The sequence below is a fragment of the Aliikangiella marina genome (genome assembly GCF_007004765.1).
Taxonomy (GTDB): Bacteria; Pseudomonadota; Gammaproteobacteria; order Enterobacterales; family Kangiellaceae; genus Aliikangiella; species Aliikangiella marina.
Map to the genome: position 1 here is coordinate 388930 of NZ_VIKR01000006.1, position 16050 is coordinate 404979.

Sequence of the window (16050 nt, forward strand, 5' to 3'; positions counted from 1 at the left end):
CACATAATTTTAACACCGTTACAAGATAGTTCGCTAGCGTTCTGTTTTTATGACTTCAGAGAGTGTTCTTGCTTTGGTAGGTTCTAACAGTAGGTTTTCTACAGCATTGAGTAAAGAGTGGCCAGATAACAAAATCTCTCGGTTGATATTGAAACTCGTTGAAGCGGCTTCTCTTTCTAACTCTCCAGTCGAAATTAATTGATAAATCAACTTGTTATATTCTCCATGGGCTCGACTTAATTGCTCAAACATCATGTTGAGTTGACTAATTGGGATATCATCAGTTTTTAACCAGTCTACGATATGTTGATAGCTTTCATGCAAAGCATGGATAACCAAATGCGAGGCGCCGTCTCCAGTTTCAAGCTGTTCAGAAAATTGTTCGACGTCTTGTCGAATATCTTTAATACTTTTGGCGGCATATATCGTGTCTCGAAGCGCAACCAATAACTGGAGCACTTTCTCCGACTCAGCATTAGTGCTTATTGAATTCTGAATGCTTATCAAATATTTAGTGATTTTTGCTTCTGCGCGTTTTAACGCATTGTAATCACTTGTGCCAGCAGACTGCTTGAGGACATCGTCCAGATTATCCTCAAATACTGAGTGATCAAAAGCTAGTGTTTCGCTGTTAACTCGCATCGTTTGAATCATTAGGTTTTTAATGTCGTCTTCCGCAGCAAGCAACCCCGCATTGATTATTTTGTAGTCGACAGATTCAATTTTTAAGCGAGATTCCGTTGGCGGGGGAAAGGTTTTTAGGGCCAGCGTTTCTAAGCGATTTATCAGTGGTAAGAAAAGCAATATTCCAAATAGGTTAAAACTGGTGTGGATCGCGACGAGCGAAAATAAGGGATCGGTAAAACCATAAATGTCGGCCACCAAATAAAGCAAAAAGGAAATGGCAGCGAGAGCCAAAAGATCAGTCACCAAATTAAACACAAAATGCACTAACGCCACTTGCTTTTTACTGGTTGCACCATAAAGCGCGCCTATCATCACAGTGCTGGTAGTACCTAAATCGGCCCCTATGATCAATGCTGCTGCCATCGGAAGTTCAAGAATACCGGCGTTGAGCGCGGACAATGCAATCAGCATTGTAGCGGAGCTGGATTGGATAATTGCAGTTAGTATTGTGCCGAGAATAAAAAAGAAAATTACCGGCATATCTTTTAGCTCGTTTATATCGACAAGCTCAGTGATAAAGCCGATACCATCCTTCATCAAGGATAAGCCGACCAATAAAAGACCGACGGCGAAAAATGCCATGCCTGCGTATTTAATCTTTGCCGAACGGTCTGCAAGGATAATTAACATCGAGCCAGCGGCCATGATCGGAAATGCATATTCAGCCAAATCTAACTTAAAGCCGATAATCGTGACAATCCAGCCGGTAAAGGTAGTACCCAAGTTTGAGCCAAGAATAATACCGATTGCATTGCGAAAAGGAATGATTGATGCGGCGACAAATGCCAGGGTGATTAACCCCACTAGAGAGCTACTTTGCAAAACGGCTGTCGCAGCAGTTCCCAACAATATACCTTTAACCGGCGTATCAGTCTGACTTGAAAGTGCCTTGTTGAGAGAGCGGCTGCCTAAATTGGATAAGGCATCTTCAAGTTGCTTCATTGCGAAAATAAAAATCACAATGCCGGATATAAAAAGTACAAAATTCATTTAACGATGCTTTCCGAATTAATTTGTTGCTTGGCAAGAGTCGGTTTACTCGAGCCAGTTACTGCGTACGATAACGAATGTTATCGCTAAGTCTATTGACTTAAAACAAACAATAATCCGAAGTTGTATGAGTAGTAGCGCTTTTATCTCTCAAGGTTTGTGCGCTTGTTATCTGACAGAATTCTTACAGTTACACCCTCGCAATCACAGTTGCTCTTTTGGGTGCAGGGTAGCCCTCTAAGGTTCTATCGTGATCTTCCGGGTCGAGATAATTCTCTAAGGAATGGAAATGCATCCATTCGGTTGCTCGTTGCTCATGAATGGTCGTTTGAGTTACATCCACGGTGTTTATTGATTGAAAACCACAGCGCTTTAGCCATAGTTCGAGTGCCTTAACTGAAGGCAAGAACCAAACATTTCTCATCTGGGCATATCGGTCATAAGGCATTAGAACCTGATTTTCATCGCCATCGATTACCAAAGTTTCCAGCACGAGCTCGCCTTTTCTACCGAGAAGGTTCTTGAGGGCGAGTATATGTTGGATTGGCGATCGTCTGTGGTACAAGACGCCCATAGAAAATACCGTATCAAAGCCTGATTTTGGCATATCTTCAGGCATATCCTCGATGCCGAGAGGTAATAGATGTACTGGCTGAGGACCTAAGTATTTTTTCATAATCGCAAATTGTGCGAGAAACTTTTGTGAGGGGTCAATGCCGAGCACAAACTTAGCGCCTGCGCCTAACATACGCCAGCAGTGATAACCATTGCCGCACCCCACATCGAGTATTGTACGATGCTTTAAATCGGATAAATGCGGAATGATTCTGTCCCACTTCCAATCAGAACGCCACTCGGTATCAATATGAATACCGAATAAATTAAACGGACCTTTTCGCCAAGGGTGAAGTTGTTTTAAGTCGGCGACAAACTTTTCTTTTTGTGTCTCATCCAGCTGCTGCGCTAAGGCTTCGCTATCACCGATTGACACACCACTTGTAAGATCGCTCACTCGAGTTTCTAATTTTGGCAAACCCTCGATCAGAGTGGTCCACTGTTCAAGCTCTCCATGGGTATATTCCTGGTACTTTTGTTCAACTGCTCGTTCTAAAAACTCACTTATTCCGCTAACTGGAGTACGAGCTATATCGTTTTTTAATTGATTAAAGTCGATCATTTGCAACTATTTGATTGCCACTATAGACATAAAATTAAATTGTTGAAACCAGCAATCAGCAGTCTTGAAGCCGATTGTTTTTAGTCGTTTTAGGTGCTCGGGTAATGTTTCAGGTATGAGGACATTTTCGAGTGAATTCCTTTTTTGGCTAATTTCTAGATCGCTGTAGCCATTTTCTTTCTTAAACTCATGATGAACATCTATCATCAGTTGATTCATTTGTGGATCATCGAAAGAAACCTTCTCAGATAATACAAGTATTCCCCCAGGGTTGAGGGCTTCGTAGATAGCGGTTAACAGCTCAACTCGTTTGTTTTTATCAATAAATTGGAGCGTAAAGTTGAGCGCTACCATGGAAGCATTAGACATTGGAAAGTCAGTAACATCACCTAAATGTAACTCGATTTCTGTTTGATGTTTAAATGCGTCGATATGCTGTTGGCAACGGGTAAGCATTGCTTCTGAGTTATCAATGCCTATTACCTTGCACCCATTTTGCTGAATACCCTGACTCATCGCTAAACTGGCCGCGCCGAGCGAACAACCTAAGTCGTAGCAATTTGTACCTTGTTTGACATATTTGCTGGCGAACTTTTCGATATGTTTAATCATTATCGGATAGCCGGGAACAGAACGTTTGATCATATCCGGAAAGACTTCGGCGACCTTCTGGTCAAAAGCAAAAGGCATTGCTTTTACTGGTGAGGAAAACAAAGTGTCTGGTTTATCACTCATTTTTTGTACCCGTTCTGCAATAAGTAGCTCAAATCGGTATTTGGCTGAATTTTTTGCCGACCCATTTTGTGAGAAAACAAAAAAGCCGTATTTTCTCCGACCAGCGTTAATTGTTGTTGCGTTCTTTCTAGCGCTGAACCCTCAGGCAGCCCAATAACTTTAGTGGATGAGTTTTTAACCAAAAATTCTGCGATCCGTTGCTCGCGGGTCTCGCCGTTATGACCCGGAGGGGAGCCGTCAAAGTAGTGTGGGTTGATTTGAAACGGCAACACTCCCAAAGCATCGAAAGAAGGTGGTTGAATAATCGGCATATCATTTGTAGTTTTAATCGACGGACCGCAGATATTTGAACCGGCACTCCAGCCAATATAAGGCGTGTTATCGCTGATTTTTTGTTTAATAGCCATGAGCAAATCCAACCGATAAAGGCTTTCTAGCAAACAAAAAGTATTACCACCACCAACAACAATCGCTTGTGCTTCCTCAATAGCGACTCTCTGATCTTTGTAGTTGTGAATGGATGTCAGATGGCAGCCTAGTTGACTAAAATAGCCGCCTACATTGGCAGCATATTGATCGTAACTTACCGTGACGCCAGCGAACGGGATAAATAATAGCTGCTCAATTTCATTGTTCAAATGCGACTTAATCAGGTGGTTAGCATGCGCTAAATAACCCGTATTGCCTGCTCTTGAGCTGCTGAGTAGTAAAAGTTTCATCCGTGCAGAAGATTCATTCGACGCTGAGAAAGCGCGTATTCTACTAGGATTTTAGAAAATCGACTAGCTTGAGCGCTCGATAGAACGCTCAAGCGCAGGCGCATTAATTTTGTAGGCCGCGTAATGTATTGTCGATGGCGGTGTTGATGAGTTCGTCTTTGTCTTCCCATCTCACCATAGGAAGGCCATAGAAAGAGCCATAGATCCCATAAATCGACAAGGTGATGACCTGGGCTGCGATTTGTTTGTTAGTGACCCTAAAGTCGCCGCGATCGATGCAACGTTGAACACAGTCGTACAGTAATTCAATATACTTACCAGTGCCTGATGACTCGTAAATGTTGAAGTTGTCCTTACTCTCAGCCTCATGGTCTTGGGTTGCAATGCCCAGTTGAAAACTCTTTGGGTTTTGCAGCCAATACTCCACCGATTTATGCATGAGGTGCCGCAGGATCTCGATAGGCGGCTTTGCTAACACATCTTCGCTAGGCTCACAATGATTCCAAAGCGCTTGCGAGATATCCTCCCAAAAATATCTTAGGATTTCTTTTTTGTTCTCGAAATAGTAATAAATTTTGGTTGGTGCGAAACCTGCCTGAGCGGCAATTTTTCGCATACTGGTGTTCTCGTATCCATGATTGACGAACAGATCTCTCGCGATATTGATTATATCGTCACGGATTTGCTGTTTTTGATGTTCAGACAGGGAGGGTCTCCCTGGTCTTTTAGTTACTTCACTCACTGTCATTTAGCCCCAATCGTTTTATTATTTATCTTGCTAGGTCTTCCCCTCCTGCAAGTTCACGAAATTATAGATTAAGGCTTGGCCAATTTTCTGTGTAAAATTGACATTTTTCGGACAAAATTAGTGTGAATTTGACACAAAATCTCATTTTAAGTTTGTGCGACCGTTGTCATTTTTACCAAAATCAACATTATTAAAATTCAGCGTTGTAACAAGATCAAATTATTCGCGAAAAATTAAATGAATTATTTCACCGGTGTCATAAAAATTATCGCGGAAGGGAATAATTATAAATCAACAACCTGAACAACATACTTAAAGTATCACGATAAGAAAATTATCTAAGTGCCGAACAAAGCAAACCAATCCGTGTTGCATTCACCGTTAAATCCGTATAGATTTTTGATTATTAAAACAATCAAAACCAGCCAGAAAGCTCTCTCATTGGAATGCATTAAAAGCAGGAGCGCAGCAGGGGGAAGGGGTACGTGATCACATAATGATCGCAGGAAAGAATAATAAAAAGGATTCGGGTGCTGCTAGTAAAGCTTCATCAAAGCGCTCACTCAAGCCGAAAATCTTGATTGCTGAAAAAGATACTGCCATCCAAGGGTTACTCGCCAGCCAAATAAATCTTCAATATTGTGAGTCGTTCACCATTAATGACGGCGATGAATTGACTCAGCAGCTTATCATCAACCACATTGACTTACTGTTTTTAAGTGACAGTTTTATTGAGGTGGCGAATAACGACGTTCATCCTCAGACGCTGATGAATAAACTGGCAGCCCTGATTAAGAGAATCAAAATAGTCTCCGCTGATACCCGTATCATTGTTATCTCTTCCAAAAGTTCTCAAAATTCCATTCCAGGTGAATTGATGGAGGCTGGGATTAGTGATTATTTTTCGCTTGCGATTGGTGAGCAACGTTTTCTCGCAGCAGTATCTTCGAGTCTTGAATTATTAGTCGCAAAATCGCAGGCGAAGCGTACAGAGGGACAAAACTTTATTGAACAGACCTTGTCCTCCTACAAGCGTCCGAGAAGGAAAACTCAAAATAATCAGTTTATTAATCGTTTAATCCGCAACATCCCTGGCAACGTATTGCTCGTTGACAAAGCACATAAGATTATCGTCGCAAATACCAGCTGTGAGCAATTTCTTGGCTATGGGAAAAAAGCCCTCAACGGTCAGTTCATCAAAGATTTATTCTCACCAAAACTCTACAGTGAAGTCTCTGCGGGGTTATCGGAAGTTACGCTTCATTCACTGGATCAAATCAATGAAAAAGATTTTGAGTCAATCGTGATTACTTACAAAGGAGAGGGCGTGCCGGTTCGTTGTTTTATGCGCCCCATGCAATTCAGTGGACAACCTGGCTATGTATTAACCCTTCAAGACATCACGCACAGTCTAGATGATAAGGCGAGTCATGTTGCCCAACTAAAGTGGCAACATCATTTAAATGAATTCGCTAAAAGGTTTATAAGTTTACCGGTTAATGAGTTTTCCAAAGTTATCAAAGAGCTACTCCAAACTAGTGCTCATTTTATGGGGTGTGAGAGGGTGTATATTTACCGTTTGGATAATGCGCGCAGGGCAGCAACACTTTCATACGAGTGGTCCGCTGACAAAGAAACGCTTAAGACTTTTTCACGCAACATACCGATTTATCCCGATGCCAGTGAGTTTCAATCGCTTGCTGAGTGTCGACCGCTTTTGCTAACCCCTAAATACAATGTCAAAATCAAGCAAATAACGGAGAATCTGGGATTGTCCGAACATTTGGCGACTGTCGATGCCGAATCAAGCTTTATTGTGCCGCTCAGTCACAAGTCGCAAGTCTACGGATGGGTTGGTTTTGACATCCAGCGTACCGGTCGCCATTGGCAAAATGAAGATATGCAAAATATTGAGGAGCTCGCGAAGGTTATCAATCAAGCCATCGTTCGAAAAAAATATGAGGAAATGAGACAATCTACTCACCTTAAGCTAATCGAAACCCATGGCAAATTATCAGAGCAAGCCTATCTCGACAGTTTGACTAAAATCGCAAATCGCCGATACTTTGATCAGGTATTACGAACCGAAATTGGCCGCGCGGCAAGAGAAAATAGCCACCTGTCTATCATGCTGTGTGATATTGATAACTTTAAAGATTATAACGATACTTACGGCCACTTAGGTGGCGATCAGTGCTTACAAAAAGTGGCTCGAACTTTAGAATCATCCTTCCAGCGCGCTGCCGATTTTGTCGCTCGATTTGGTGGCGAAGAGTTTGTTGTCATTCTTCCTGGACTTGATATGCGTGGCGCATTTGAAGCCGCTGATCGGATGCGACGTTTACTTTATGAAATGAACATCCCTCACACCAGCTCGCCTTTGGGAAGGCTAACGATTAGTATCGGCTTAACATCGGTTAAGTCACCCGCCCCAGAAAGTGCTTCCGAATTAATCGAAAAATCTGACAGAGCGCTTTACCGAGCTAAGTATCGCGGTAAAAACCGAGTGTATGCCTACACTAAGAAGCCGCTTTGACCCACAGTGACAACTTGTCTGCTGAGCTCATTTGAGGGGCTATATTGCCTGGGGCATGCCGCAAGGAGAATCATGTTGTTTTTGCTTTAGTTTTGAACGCCTATTCAACGCCAACACGATAGATTACTCAAAGGATTTTCTATGATATCCTCGCCGAGCTAGTATTAATTCGATGAGATATTGCTAATGAAAGTCTTTACCACGATAAATAAGAAGATTAACACTGATAAGACAATTGTCGTCGTCCTTATACTGACTCTTTTACTGATTGGTTTGATGCTAAATAGCCATCGTTGGCAGGCTATCCCCGATGCGATAGAAGCGCCTCTTTCAGAGGCATTGCCAGATTTTACATCGATCACTCAAGTTGCAGAGAGAAAACAAGCTTTTTTTGATTACTTAAGGCCATTCATTCGGCAAGAGAATCAACGAATTCGTTACGACAAGGCGTTCTTAGCATCAATCGAATCTGATATTGGTAAAATCGGTGATCATCACCGTTCGCCTCACAGAAAATTGCAGCGACTAGCGAAACGATACCGGGTTGAAGCCACTAACCCGGATGAAACAATAGAAGCTTTGAAGCTGCGGATTGACGTGATACCCGAATCACTTGTACTGGTTCAAGCAGCAAACGAATCCGCGTGGGGAACCTCGCGCTTTGCTAAGCAAGCTAATAATTTGTTTGGCCAGTGGTGTTACACAAAAGGATGTGGGTTGGTTCCCAAAAGTCGCGCTGCCAATGCTAAACATGAAGTAAGGCGGTTTGACTCTCCGCAAGCATCAATCGTCAGTTATATGCGAAACCTCAACACCCATTCAGCTTATCGTGATTTCCGGATCATTCGTCATCAGTTAAGAAACAATGGCCAAAAGTTGACCGGAACTCGGCTGGCTGATGGTCTGGAGCAATATTCTGAGCGACGCGGAGAATATGTTGAAGAACTCAAGACCATGATTCGCCACAATAATCTTGAGTAACGACGACTGTGCATCTAAATCGGATCTCGCGAAATAATTGATGTCCTCCAGAGACAATCTGTGCGATCGGTGATGAGAAGGTAAGAGACCTCTAACGAGCTGATCCAGATCACGGCTCATTTTGACCAAATTGGTATTGTTGCCCCATTAAAACAATATCCTATGGAGCAGTCGTCTTTGGATACCCAATTACCCGCTAAACAACCGATTCTTGAAACTACCGCTAGTTCGCAACTTTCGCATTCACAAAAGGTAATAAGAAAGCTCGCGCGGAAACCCGTAAAGCTTGAATGGGATGAGTCACTGTTGCAGAAGTATGACATTTCTGGACCTCGGTATACGTCTTACCCGACGGCTTTAGAGTTTTCAGAGGTGTATCAACGGGATGATTATATTACTTGTCTCGAAGGAATAGACCCGCAGAAATCCTTGTCATTATATATCCATGTACCATTTTGCCAGAATATCTGTTACTACTGCGCCTGTAATAAAATTATTACCAAAAATAGAGATAAATCAGAGCGATACGTTGAAAACCTCATCAAAGAGATTAAGCTCGTCGCACAACATCTCAAAGCCAAAACCTTGCGACAGATTCATTGGGGTGGCGGAACGCCGACTTATTTGACCTTGCAAGAAATAACCCGAATCATGGAGACCATTCGAAACTGTTTTGATATCCCAGATGAAGACTCGACCGAGATATCGATTGAAGTCGACCCTCGAGCATTAAAAGTACAAGACGTCGCGAAACTGGCATCGCTTGGTTTTAACCGCATGAGCATCGGTGTGCAAGACTTTGATTTGAAAGTCCAGCGAGCGATCAATCGAGTGCAGTCATTTGAAATGACTCAGGATATGATTTTAGAGGCAAGAAAACATGGTTTTCAGTCAATTAACGTCGATTTAATTTATGGATTGCCTCACCAGTCGTTAGCGACTTTCAAATCCACGCTCGAGCTGATTGCGAGGATTTCTCCTGACAGGATTTCGGTTTTTAATTACGCACATTTGCCACATCGATTTAAACCACAAAGACGAATCAGTGACCATGATTTGCCTTCTGCTGTCGAGAAACTCAAGATTTTTGAGTTTATTATGGAACGCTTGCAACAGGTAGGCTTTGTGTATATTGGAATGGACCATTTTGCGAAACCTGATGATGAACTGGCAATAGCTCAAGAAAACCAGGTGTTACATCGAAACTTTCAAGGCTATACAACGCATGAGGAATACGAGCTTATCGGCGTCGGTGTATCATCAATTGGCTCATTAGGTGCGCAGTATCATCAAAATGTTAGAGACGTTGAATCCTACTATGAGTTGCTAGAACAAGACCTTCTGCCAACTTGGCGAGGTGTTGGAATGACAATGGAAGATAAACTCCGCAAAGCAGTTATCTTTTCTCTGATATGTCACTTCGAAATCGATAAAAATACGATAAATGCTCAGTTTGATATCGTTTTTGACGATCATTTTGCGAAAGAGCTCGAACTGCTAGCGCCAATGATTACAGATGGCCTGGTGTATGATACTGGCGGTTTTTTACGTGTTACCTCGCGAGGCAGGTTGCTGATTCGAAACATTTGTATGGCCTTCGACGCTTACCTTAACGAAATGCAGGTGATTAAACGATTTTCTAAAGTGATATAAACGCTAGCGATAAACTTGATAAAATCTGACAAAATTCATCAATATTGATGGATTTTGTCAGATATTGCTTTAAAATCAGATAATAATAACAAGCCAACTACCTGGAATTTGATTGAAAGTGTCTTCTAACAGCGCGCTTCACAGCGAAGTCAGATGTCAGACATGCAGCATACGTAGGTTATGTTTGCCCATGATGCTTGCCGAGTCTGAGATTGAATATTTAGAAAATATCGTTCAACGTAAGAAAGTATTGAAAAAAGGCGAGTTTTTGTTTCACGCCGGCGATGAATTTGATTCGATTCATGCAATACGATCGGGCAGTATTAAGTCCTATACCATCAGCTCTGATGGGACTGAACAAATCACAGGATTTCACTTGCCGGGAGAAATGGTTGGACTCAACGCGATTTCTAGTACCGCTTACCCGAGCTTTGCTAAAGCGCTTGAAACCTCTTTAGTTTGCTCGATACCGTTTGACAAGCTCGAATCGCTCGCTCGCAATATTCCGGGGCTGCAAAGCCAGCTGTTTAGAGTGATGAGTGGTGAAATTCGCGATGAGCAAGAGTTAATGATGCTGCTCAGTAAAAAGAATGCAGACGAACGCTTTGCTGCATTTATTATTAACTTATCGGCGCGATTTAAGCGACGCGGATTATCCGAAAAAGAGTTCCAGTTGACGATGACAAGAGGCGACATCGGCAATTATCTCGGATTAGCCGTTGAAACTGTCAGTCGATTGGTGACGCGATTACAGAAACAAAACCTGATTGCTATTCAAGACCGGTATATTAGTATCGTGGATAGAGATGGCCTAGGTGAGCTTGCAGGGACTGCTTGTCACGTGTAACTCGTCAATGATTTATCAGAATTAAAAGAACGCCTCTTCGAAGGCGTTTTTTTATACCGGTAAGATAGTTTCTCGAAACTAGACATTTTTTTAGATTTGTGCGAGCGTGTCAGTGATTGCCGACTTAAGGTATCGACAATAATCATCAAGATAGTTAGTTCCATTGTTATTCGAGCTAATCCACGGGTTCATCAAAGTGTGTCGAAGCAAGTGCAACTTTTGCTCTGGGTTGTATAAAGCGTCCTGATCGTCGAGTGAAAACTTCTTGAACAGACCAAGTCTTTCAACTTCAGTGAGGTTCTGTAAAGCCAAATGGGAGCATGAGGAGAGAAATTCATTGGTTTGTACTGAGTGCAATGGATTGTGCGATAATTTCTCTACTAACTTTTCCATAAACAGATTCATCTTATCTAATAGAACATTTCCGTTAGGGTTAATAGAGACAACAATTAGATTGGTATCGGGTTCGAATGGTACATCTAAAATTGCAACGTCTTTTAATTCTTTTTTCAGATGGGATAGCTTGTCATAGAGGTATTCGGCAGCCGCTATGGTTTGCTTAATGATACGACCAAAATACTCATGATTAAGCGGCAATACCTTATGAGTGATATAAGCAGAGGCGGCGTTTGCGCCTGGCTTTGTGCCGTCCAGAATATACCGACTGAGGCTTAGCATGTCCAAATCCTTTGAATTGATCAAAGGATCTTGTTGGCTAGAATTGAGGAGTCGGACTACATCTCGATTCCGAGCGATAAAACCGCCAATTCCTTGTGGAAGATAACCAAAAGAGTGCGGTGATACTGTAATGCTGTCGACTTCAGAAAGTGCCGTAAATGCATCATAAACTGATTCCGAGGGAAAGTATTTAAGCTGGTTTGCTACTTGGTCGCGACTGACCTTATTGCCTTCCTGATCAGTAAATAGCGAATTGACATAGGCACCGCAAGAAGCATCAATGTGAATATAAAAACTCAGCCCTTCTAGAGCGAGTTTATCGCGAATTTCGACGATTTTATGAATAGGGTCGATTGTGCCAAAGTCGAGCGTACCTAAAACGCCAACAACAGCCAGGACAGGAATATTCTGAGTTCTCAGCTTCTCTAAAATACGCTCTAACTCATTTTCATCCATCCGCATCGTGCCCGTTAAGGGGATTTCTACCAGTGAAGCCGAGCCTAAACCGAGTAAACGCATCGCTTTTTGCCAAAATGGGTAAGCAGTCGCCGGAACTAGTACTACCGGCTGGTGATATCGATAGTTTTGGGCGAAAAATTGAGCGGGACCCAAAGCTTCTAAACGGTTATCTTCAACCAGTTGCGAAAACCGTTTAAACGTAATATCTCCATAGCGTTGTTTAATGCTTTGGAAAATCAAACGCCTAAACTCTAAGACTTCTTCGATTGAAAAGTTAACTAGCTCCCACGGTGTGTAATCGTTTGGAGATTTGAGTTTTTGATCGTTAATTTCGATCGATAGATCGGCTTTTCTTAAAGATTCAACTAAAGCGACAGGGTAATACTTTACTGCTCTAAAGTTCCACAAGCTTTCGTAATTGGCATCTGTACCGCCGCTGGTCAAATGTCCCCATGCGCAAGGGTAACGCTGTGGATCCGTATTAAAGCCAAAGAGTTTTGCAAACTGATTACCCACCTCGAGTTCCATGTTGATGGTCGTTTCACCAACTTCATTAAAACTATTGTTAGGGTTATATATTGTAGTAACTAGTTGCGCGAGGAGCGCAGGCAGCATCAGGTCAGACGCCATATGTCCTAAGTATCTTGGGCTGTATATCGGCACTGTCCGTTTGAGATTACTCGTCAATGAGAGTAATTCTTCGCGAAGTCTCGCGATTGCATCCTGATAATCTGAACTGTGGGTCATTTGAGGTGATATTGGTCGGATGTCTTCCGGGTGGAAATTTCGTCGCCAATATACATGATCCCTGACAAATTCTACCAGGAGCTCTTCCAGTACATCACTGTTTTCGCCATGTGCACCGATAAAAAACGGGCTAAAAAAGCTGAGATCTTGCTGAATCGTCTGTTCTGCATCGACTTGAGGCTGACTCATTGACTGTCCCATAATACTGATAATTCAGAGGTTTGCGCGTCGAGTTTAAAACGACGGAGTTAACTAGGCTCTAGTTTGCTGATTTTTAAGTAAAACGACGTTGACGTAGGTCAATTTGATGTTATTGTTTTTTACCGAATACGGGTGAATGAGAAATTGGTTGCAAGTGGCGATTACGAAAACAAGTATTACCGGTTTGATACTTTCGGGTGGTGAGGGCAGGCGAGTCAGCGGTAAAGACAAAGGATTACTGCATTTCAAGGAACGTCTTTTAATAGAATTGCAAATCGAATGGTTGCAAGGTCAAGTCGACGATATCATCATATCGGCAAACCGCAATTTGGATGACTATCAACGATTAGGTTTTGCGGTCGTTAGCGATGACTCCGCTGGTCATTTAGGACCTTTGCATGGAGTCAAACAAGGATTAGAAAAAGCAACCTCACCGTGGGTTTTTGTTCATCCTGTTGATTTACCGAATCTACCGAAAGATTTTATCGAGCGAATTGTACAGCCACTAAATGATGAATTTTCAGTTTATTATTTTGCAACAAAAGAGCGTTCTCATTTTTTAACCATGCTAATCAATAAGCGTTGCTCTCAACGTCTCAATAGTTATTTGGCGAATGGCGGTGCCCGGGTAAAAGATTTTTTACAGGAAGTGCGTGCTAAGAAAATAGTCACTGATTTATCGGAAGATTGTTTCGCAAATTTAAATAACTTGTCGGATTATAATACTTAAGTAAATGACTCTCTTGAAATCAAGATTTTAAATGAGTACTGGGCTGCTAAATATTTGTTTAAGCGATTTCTCTTGAGTGATAACGTTTCTCGATGCCAGTGAGATTGAATAGAAAATGTTATGTGCTCTTTCTAAAGAAAAGTGGGGGAGCTTATAGGCTTTGTCGCTTTATGAAACGCATCGTCAACTTTATTTCCTAAGACTGACAATCAGATAACCTCGCTTAAGGAGTCGAGGGGCATCACGATGATCGAGATCAATATCCATCGGTAGAATACATCTAAACTTGCAAATAACGAGATGTTATGGAGCGGAAAATCTAGTTAATGATCGCTCTCGATTTTTACCGCGAAGAAGCTTGGTTTGAGAGTACTTAGGTTATTGGTTAGCGTTTTTCTGGTTAATTTCTGATTAAAAATTGAATTCAAAAGCTAAAGGAGATATTGATTATGTCAATGCAAGAAGACTTTGAAAGTTTAATTGAAAAGCTCAAAACTGAGCGCGATGAGTTAAAATTAAAGTTACATCTTGGCTCGATGGAGGCTAAAGACGAGTTTGAGAAGGCCGAAGAAAAGTGGGATGACATTAAAAGTAAGGCCAAGGAAATCGCCGACGATACTAAAGAAACTTCAGATGAGTTCATTGCGAAAGCTAAGATTGTCGGTGAAGAAGTTAAGGAAGCTTATCGTAGAATTTCAGAGCGGTTATCCGACTAAATTTAGCAAAACATCGGTGTTAGCGAATGTAACTTATTCGCTAACAGATAGTGCATTGATTTAAATAATGCCATAAGATCAAATCGCGCCCATTAGTTATGACTTAAAGCGCAATATTTCCGTTCTAGCCAGGTGAATATTCGAAGAAGAAGGCAGTAGATTACTTTGTTACAGGCGGGGTCACTAACTATAACTTAGTTGATGCTAGCCTAGAATTAATCTTTCCTATTTTTTTAGTCAGAAAATAAGAAGAGCTGACATCCTATCTTAATTTAGTTAATACAAATATAAATAAAGATTCTCAATAAAGACAGCCACAATTAGGCAAATGACTTACACAAACTTGCGAATATTCCTTAGCGACAGTATCAAGGCGATTTAAATTAAACTACTCAACTGAAAATAAAGATTCTCAATAAAGACAGCCACAATTAGGCAAATGACTTACACAAACTTGCGAATATTCCTTAACGACAGTATCAAGGCGATTTAAATTAAACTACGCGAGTGAAAAACTTATTGGTTTAAAGCTTGAATTAGCGAACTGGTCGATTTTCAGGTAATCGATAACCTTCTCGTTTAAGAATAAATCCAAGGTTATGTTATCGTTGGTACTTAGGTAGTGGAGAGGTACAAGCTCCGAATACTCGAAACACCTTTAATCCATTTTGATTTCAGTTTATCAGCAAACGATTGAATAAGATGAAGGGGCCCAACAGCGCGGTAGTAATTACGACCATAATGATTAACTTGATTGAGCCAATTATCCTGGTTGATATTGAGCCGTTGAAATATCGGCTTTAAGTGAGTGGGAATTGTGGCTTTATCCGGATGAATGATTGATTGGCCGGTCCATTCAACCAGTTCAATATAGTCTTTTAGCGGCATTACCATGGTTCTTTGTCTGACCTTACCTGCAAGTGACTCTACTACTTGGTTTAATGTTTCTTCGGTCATCGAGCTTACTCGTGATTGAATGCTGGTATAGTCACTCTCTTCCAGTTTATCGGTTATCCCTGCTTTAATGGGGTTAAGGTCGACATAGGCCATGCAAGTCAAAGCAGCCGATTCGTCTAATAAGGCTTGTGAGGTAAACCGAGACTCCCAGAAGTGTCCTTTGACAAAGTCTTCTTGATTACTGCGTTTAGCAATAGGCTCATTTATACAGCGCATGAGCCATGAGATTGAGCCCAAGCGTTGTCGATACTCAGCTAACAGTGTTTCATCATTGGCTATAGCTTGTAGTCTGAGTTCTCGCTGGAGTTTAAATTGAGGGTTATCTAGTTTACCAGGAAACAGTTGTAGCCAGCGCTCTGCGACTTCTAAATCACTCCACTGACACGGTCCGAGCGGGTCAGAATAAATCACTAGATGATAATGGTTATGCATCACGGCATAACTGTAAACTTCGATAGAGAAGATAGTAGCGAGCTGTAATATTCGTTG

The 16050-nt window shown here is 41.7% G+C and carries 13 protein-coding genes; 6 read left to right on the forward strand and 7 right to left on the reverse strand.

Going from position 1 to position 16050, the window contains the following annotated elements; genetic code table 11:
• Positions 1–33: 33 nt before the first annotated feature.
• From FLL45_RS21250 to FLL45_RS21270, 5 genes are all read right to left on the reverse strand, one after another.
• The gene (locus tag FLL45_RS21250) at positions 34–1677 is read right to left on the reverse strand and encodes a Na/Pi cotransporter family protein (RefSeq protein WP_142944061.1); all 1644 of its coding nucleotides are present in this window, start codon (positions 1675–1677) and stop codon (positions 34–36) included.
• 190 nt (positions 1678–1867) lie between these two features.
• Complete coding sequence (gene cmoB / locus FLL45_RS21255; RefSeq protein WP_142944062.1) at positions 1868–2854, reverse strand: tRNA 5-methoxyuridine(34)/uridine 5-oxyacetic acid(34) synthase CmoB; 987 nt, start codon at positions 2852–2854, stop codon at positions 1868–1870.
• Positions 2855–2860: 6 nt separating this feature from the next.
• On the reverse strand, positions 2861–3589 hold the full coding sequence (gene cmoA, locus FLL45_RS21260; protein WP_142944063.1) for a carboxy-S-adenosyl-L-methionine synthase CmoA: 729 nt from the start codon (positions 3587–3589) through the stop codon (positions 2861–2863).
• The gene (gene pepE, locus FLL45_RS21265) at positions 3586–4308 is read right to left on the reverse strand and encodes a dipeptidase PepE (protein ID WP_142944064.1); all 723 of its coding nucleotides are present in this window, start codon (positions 4306–4308) and stop codon (positions 3586–3588) included. Before pepE ends, cmoA begins: the two co-directional genes overlap by 4 nt.
• A 103-nt stretch (positions 4309–4411) precedes the next feature.
• Complete coding sequence (locus FLL45_RS21270; RefSeq protein WP_185964578.1) at positions 4412–5050, reverse strand: TetR/AcrR family transcriptional regulator; 639 nt, start codon at positions 5048–5050, stop codon at positions 4412–4414.
• Between the two features lie 502 nt (positions 5051–5552).
• On the opposite strand from FLL45_RS21270, the gene FLL45_RS21275 reads away from it, so the two are divergent.
• From FLL45_RS21275 to fnr, 4 genes are all read left to right on the forward strand, one after another.
• Positions 5553–7592: a diguanylate cyclase gene (locus FLL45_RS21275; RefSeq protein ID WP_142944066.1), complete on the forward strand. Its 2040-nt coding sequence runs from the start codon at positions 5553–5555 to the stop codon at positions 7590–7592.
• Positions 7593–7778: 186 nt separating this feature from the next.
• Complete coding sequence (locus FLL45_RS21280; protein WP_142944067.1) at positions 7779–8573, forward strand: glucosaminidase domain-containing protein; 795 nt, start codon at positions 7779–7781, stop codon at positions 8571–8573.
• 162 nt (positions 8574–8735) lie between these two features.
• Positions 8736–10226, forward strand: a complete 1491-nt coding sequence (gene hemN / locus FLL45_RS21285) for an oxygen-independent coproporphyrinogen III oxidase (protein WP_142944068.1) — start codon at positions 8736–8738, stop codon at positions 10224–10226.
• Between the two features lie 118 nt (positions 10227–10344).
• Positions 10345–11073 (forward strand): fumarate/nitrate reduction transcriptional regulator Fnr, encoded by a 729-nt coding sequence (fnr, locus tag FLL45_RS21290; protein WP_342778789.1) that lies wholly within the window; start codon positions 10345–10347, stop codon positions 11071–11073.
• Between the two features lie 90 nt (positions 11074–11163).
• On the opposite strand, the gene FLL45_RS21295 is transcribed toward fnr, so the two are convergent.
• On the reverse strand, positions 11164–13146 hold the full coding sequence (locus FLL45_RS21295; RefSeq protein WP_185964579.1) for a pyridoxal phosphate-dependent decarboxylase family protein: 1983 nt from the start codon (positions 13144–13146) through the stop codon (positions 11164–11166).
• Between the two features lie 148 nt (positions 13147–13294).
• Here FLL45_RS21295 and mobA point away from each other — a divergent pair, with 148 nt between their 5' ends.
• Together mobA and FLL45_RS21305 are read left to right on the forward strand one after the other, a co-directional pair.
• Positions 13295–13888, forward strand: a complete 594-nt coding sequence (gene mobA, locus FLL45_RS21300) for a molybdenum cofactor guanylyltransferase MobA (protein ID WP_142944071.1) — start codon at positions 13295–13297, stop codon at positions 13886–13888.
• Between the two features lie 449 nt (positions 13889–14337).
• Positions 14338–14604, forward strand: a complete 267-nt coding sequence (locus FLL45_RS21305; RefSeq protein ID WP_142944072.1) for a hypothetical protein — start codon at positions 14338–14340, stop codon at positions 14602–14604.
• Between the two features lie 615 nt (positions 14605–15219).
• On the opposite strand, the gene FLL45_RS22860 is transcribed toward FLL45_RS21305, so the two are convergent.
• On the reverse strand, positions 15220–16050 hold an 831-nt coding region (locus tag FLL45_RS22860), incomplete at its 5' end, for a transposase (RefSeq protein ID WP_185964580.1).

What these genes read in the sequence shown, in the direction of transcription:
- FLL45_RS21250 (WP_142944061.1), bottom strand. Translation starts at nt 1,677, where the DNA reads ATGAATTTTGTACTTTTTATATCCGGCATTGTGATTTTTATTTTCGCA.
- cmoB (WP_142944062.1), bottom strand. Translation starts at nt 2,854, where the DNA reads ATGATCGACTTTAATCAATTAAAAAACGATATAGCTCGTACTCCAGTT.
- cmoA (WP_142944063.1), bottom strand. Translation starts at nt 3,589, where the DNA reads ATGAGTGATAAACCAGACACTTTGTTTTCCTCACCAGTAAAAGCAATG.
- pepE (WP_142944064.1), bottom strand. Translation starts at nt 4,308, where the DNA reads ATGAAACTTTTACTACTCAGCAGCTCAAGAGCAGGCAATACGGGTTAT.
- FLL45_RS21275 (WP_142944066.1), top strand. Translation starts at nt 5,553, where the DNA reads ATGATCGCAGGAAAGAATAATAAAAAGGATTCGGGTGCTGCTAGTAAA.
- FLL45_RS21280 (WP_142944067.1), top strand. Translation starts at nt 7,779, where the DNA reads ATGAAAGTCTTTACCACGATAAATAAGAAGATTAACACTGATAAGACA.
- hemN (WP_142944068.1), top strand. Translation starts at nt 8,736, where the DNA reads ATGGAGCAGTCGTCTTTGGATACCCAATTACCCGCTAAACAACCGATT.
- FLL45_RS21295 (WP_185964579.1), bottom strand. Translation starts at nt 13,146, where the DNA reads ATGAGTCAGCCTCAAGTCGATGCAGAACAGACGATTCAGCAAGATCTC.
- mobA (WP_142944071.1), top strand. Translation starts at nt 13,295, where the DNA reads ATGAGAAATTGGTTGCAAGTGGCGATTACGAAAACAAGTATTACCGGT.
- FLL45_RS21305 (WP_142944072.1), top strand. Translation starts at nt 14,338, where the DNA reads ATGTCAATGCAAGAAGACTTTGAAAGTTTAATTGAAAAGCTCAAAACT.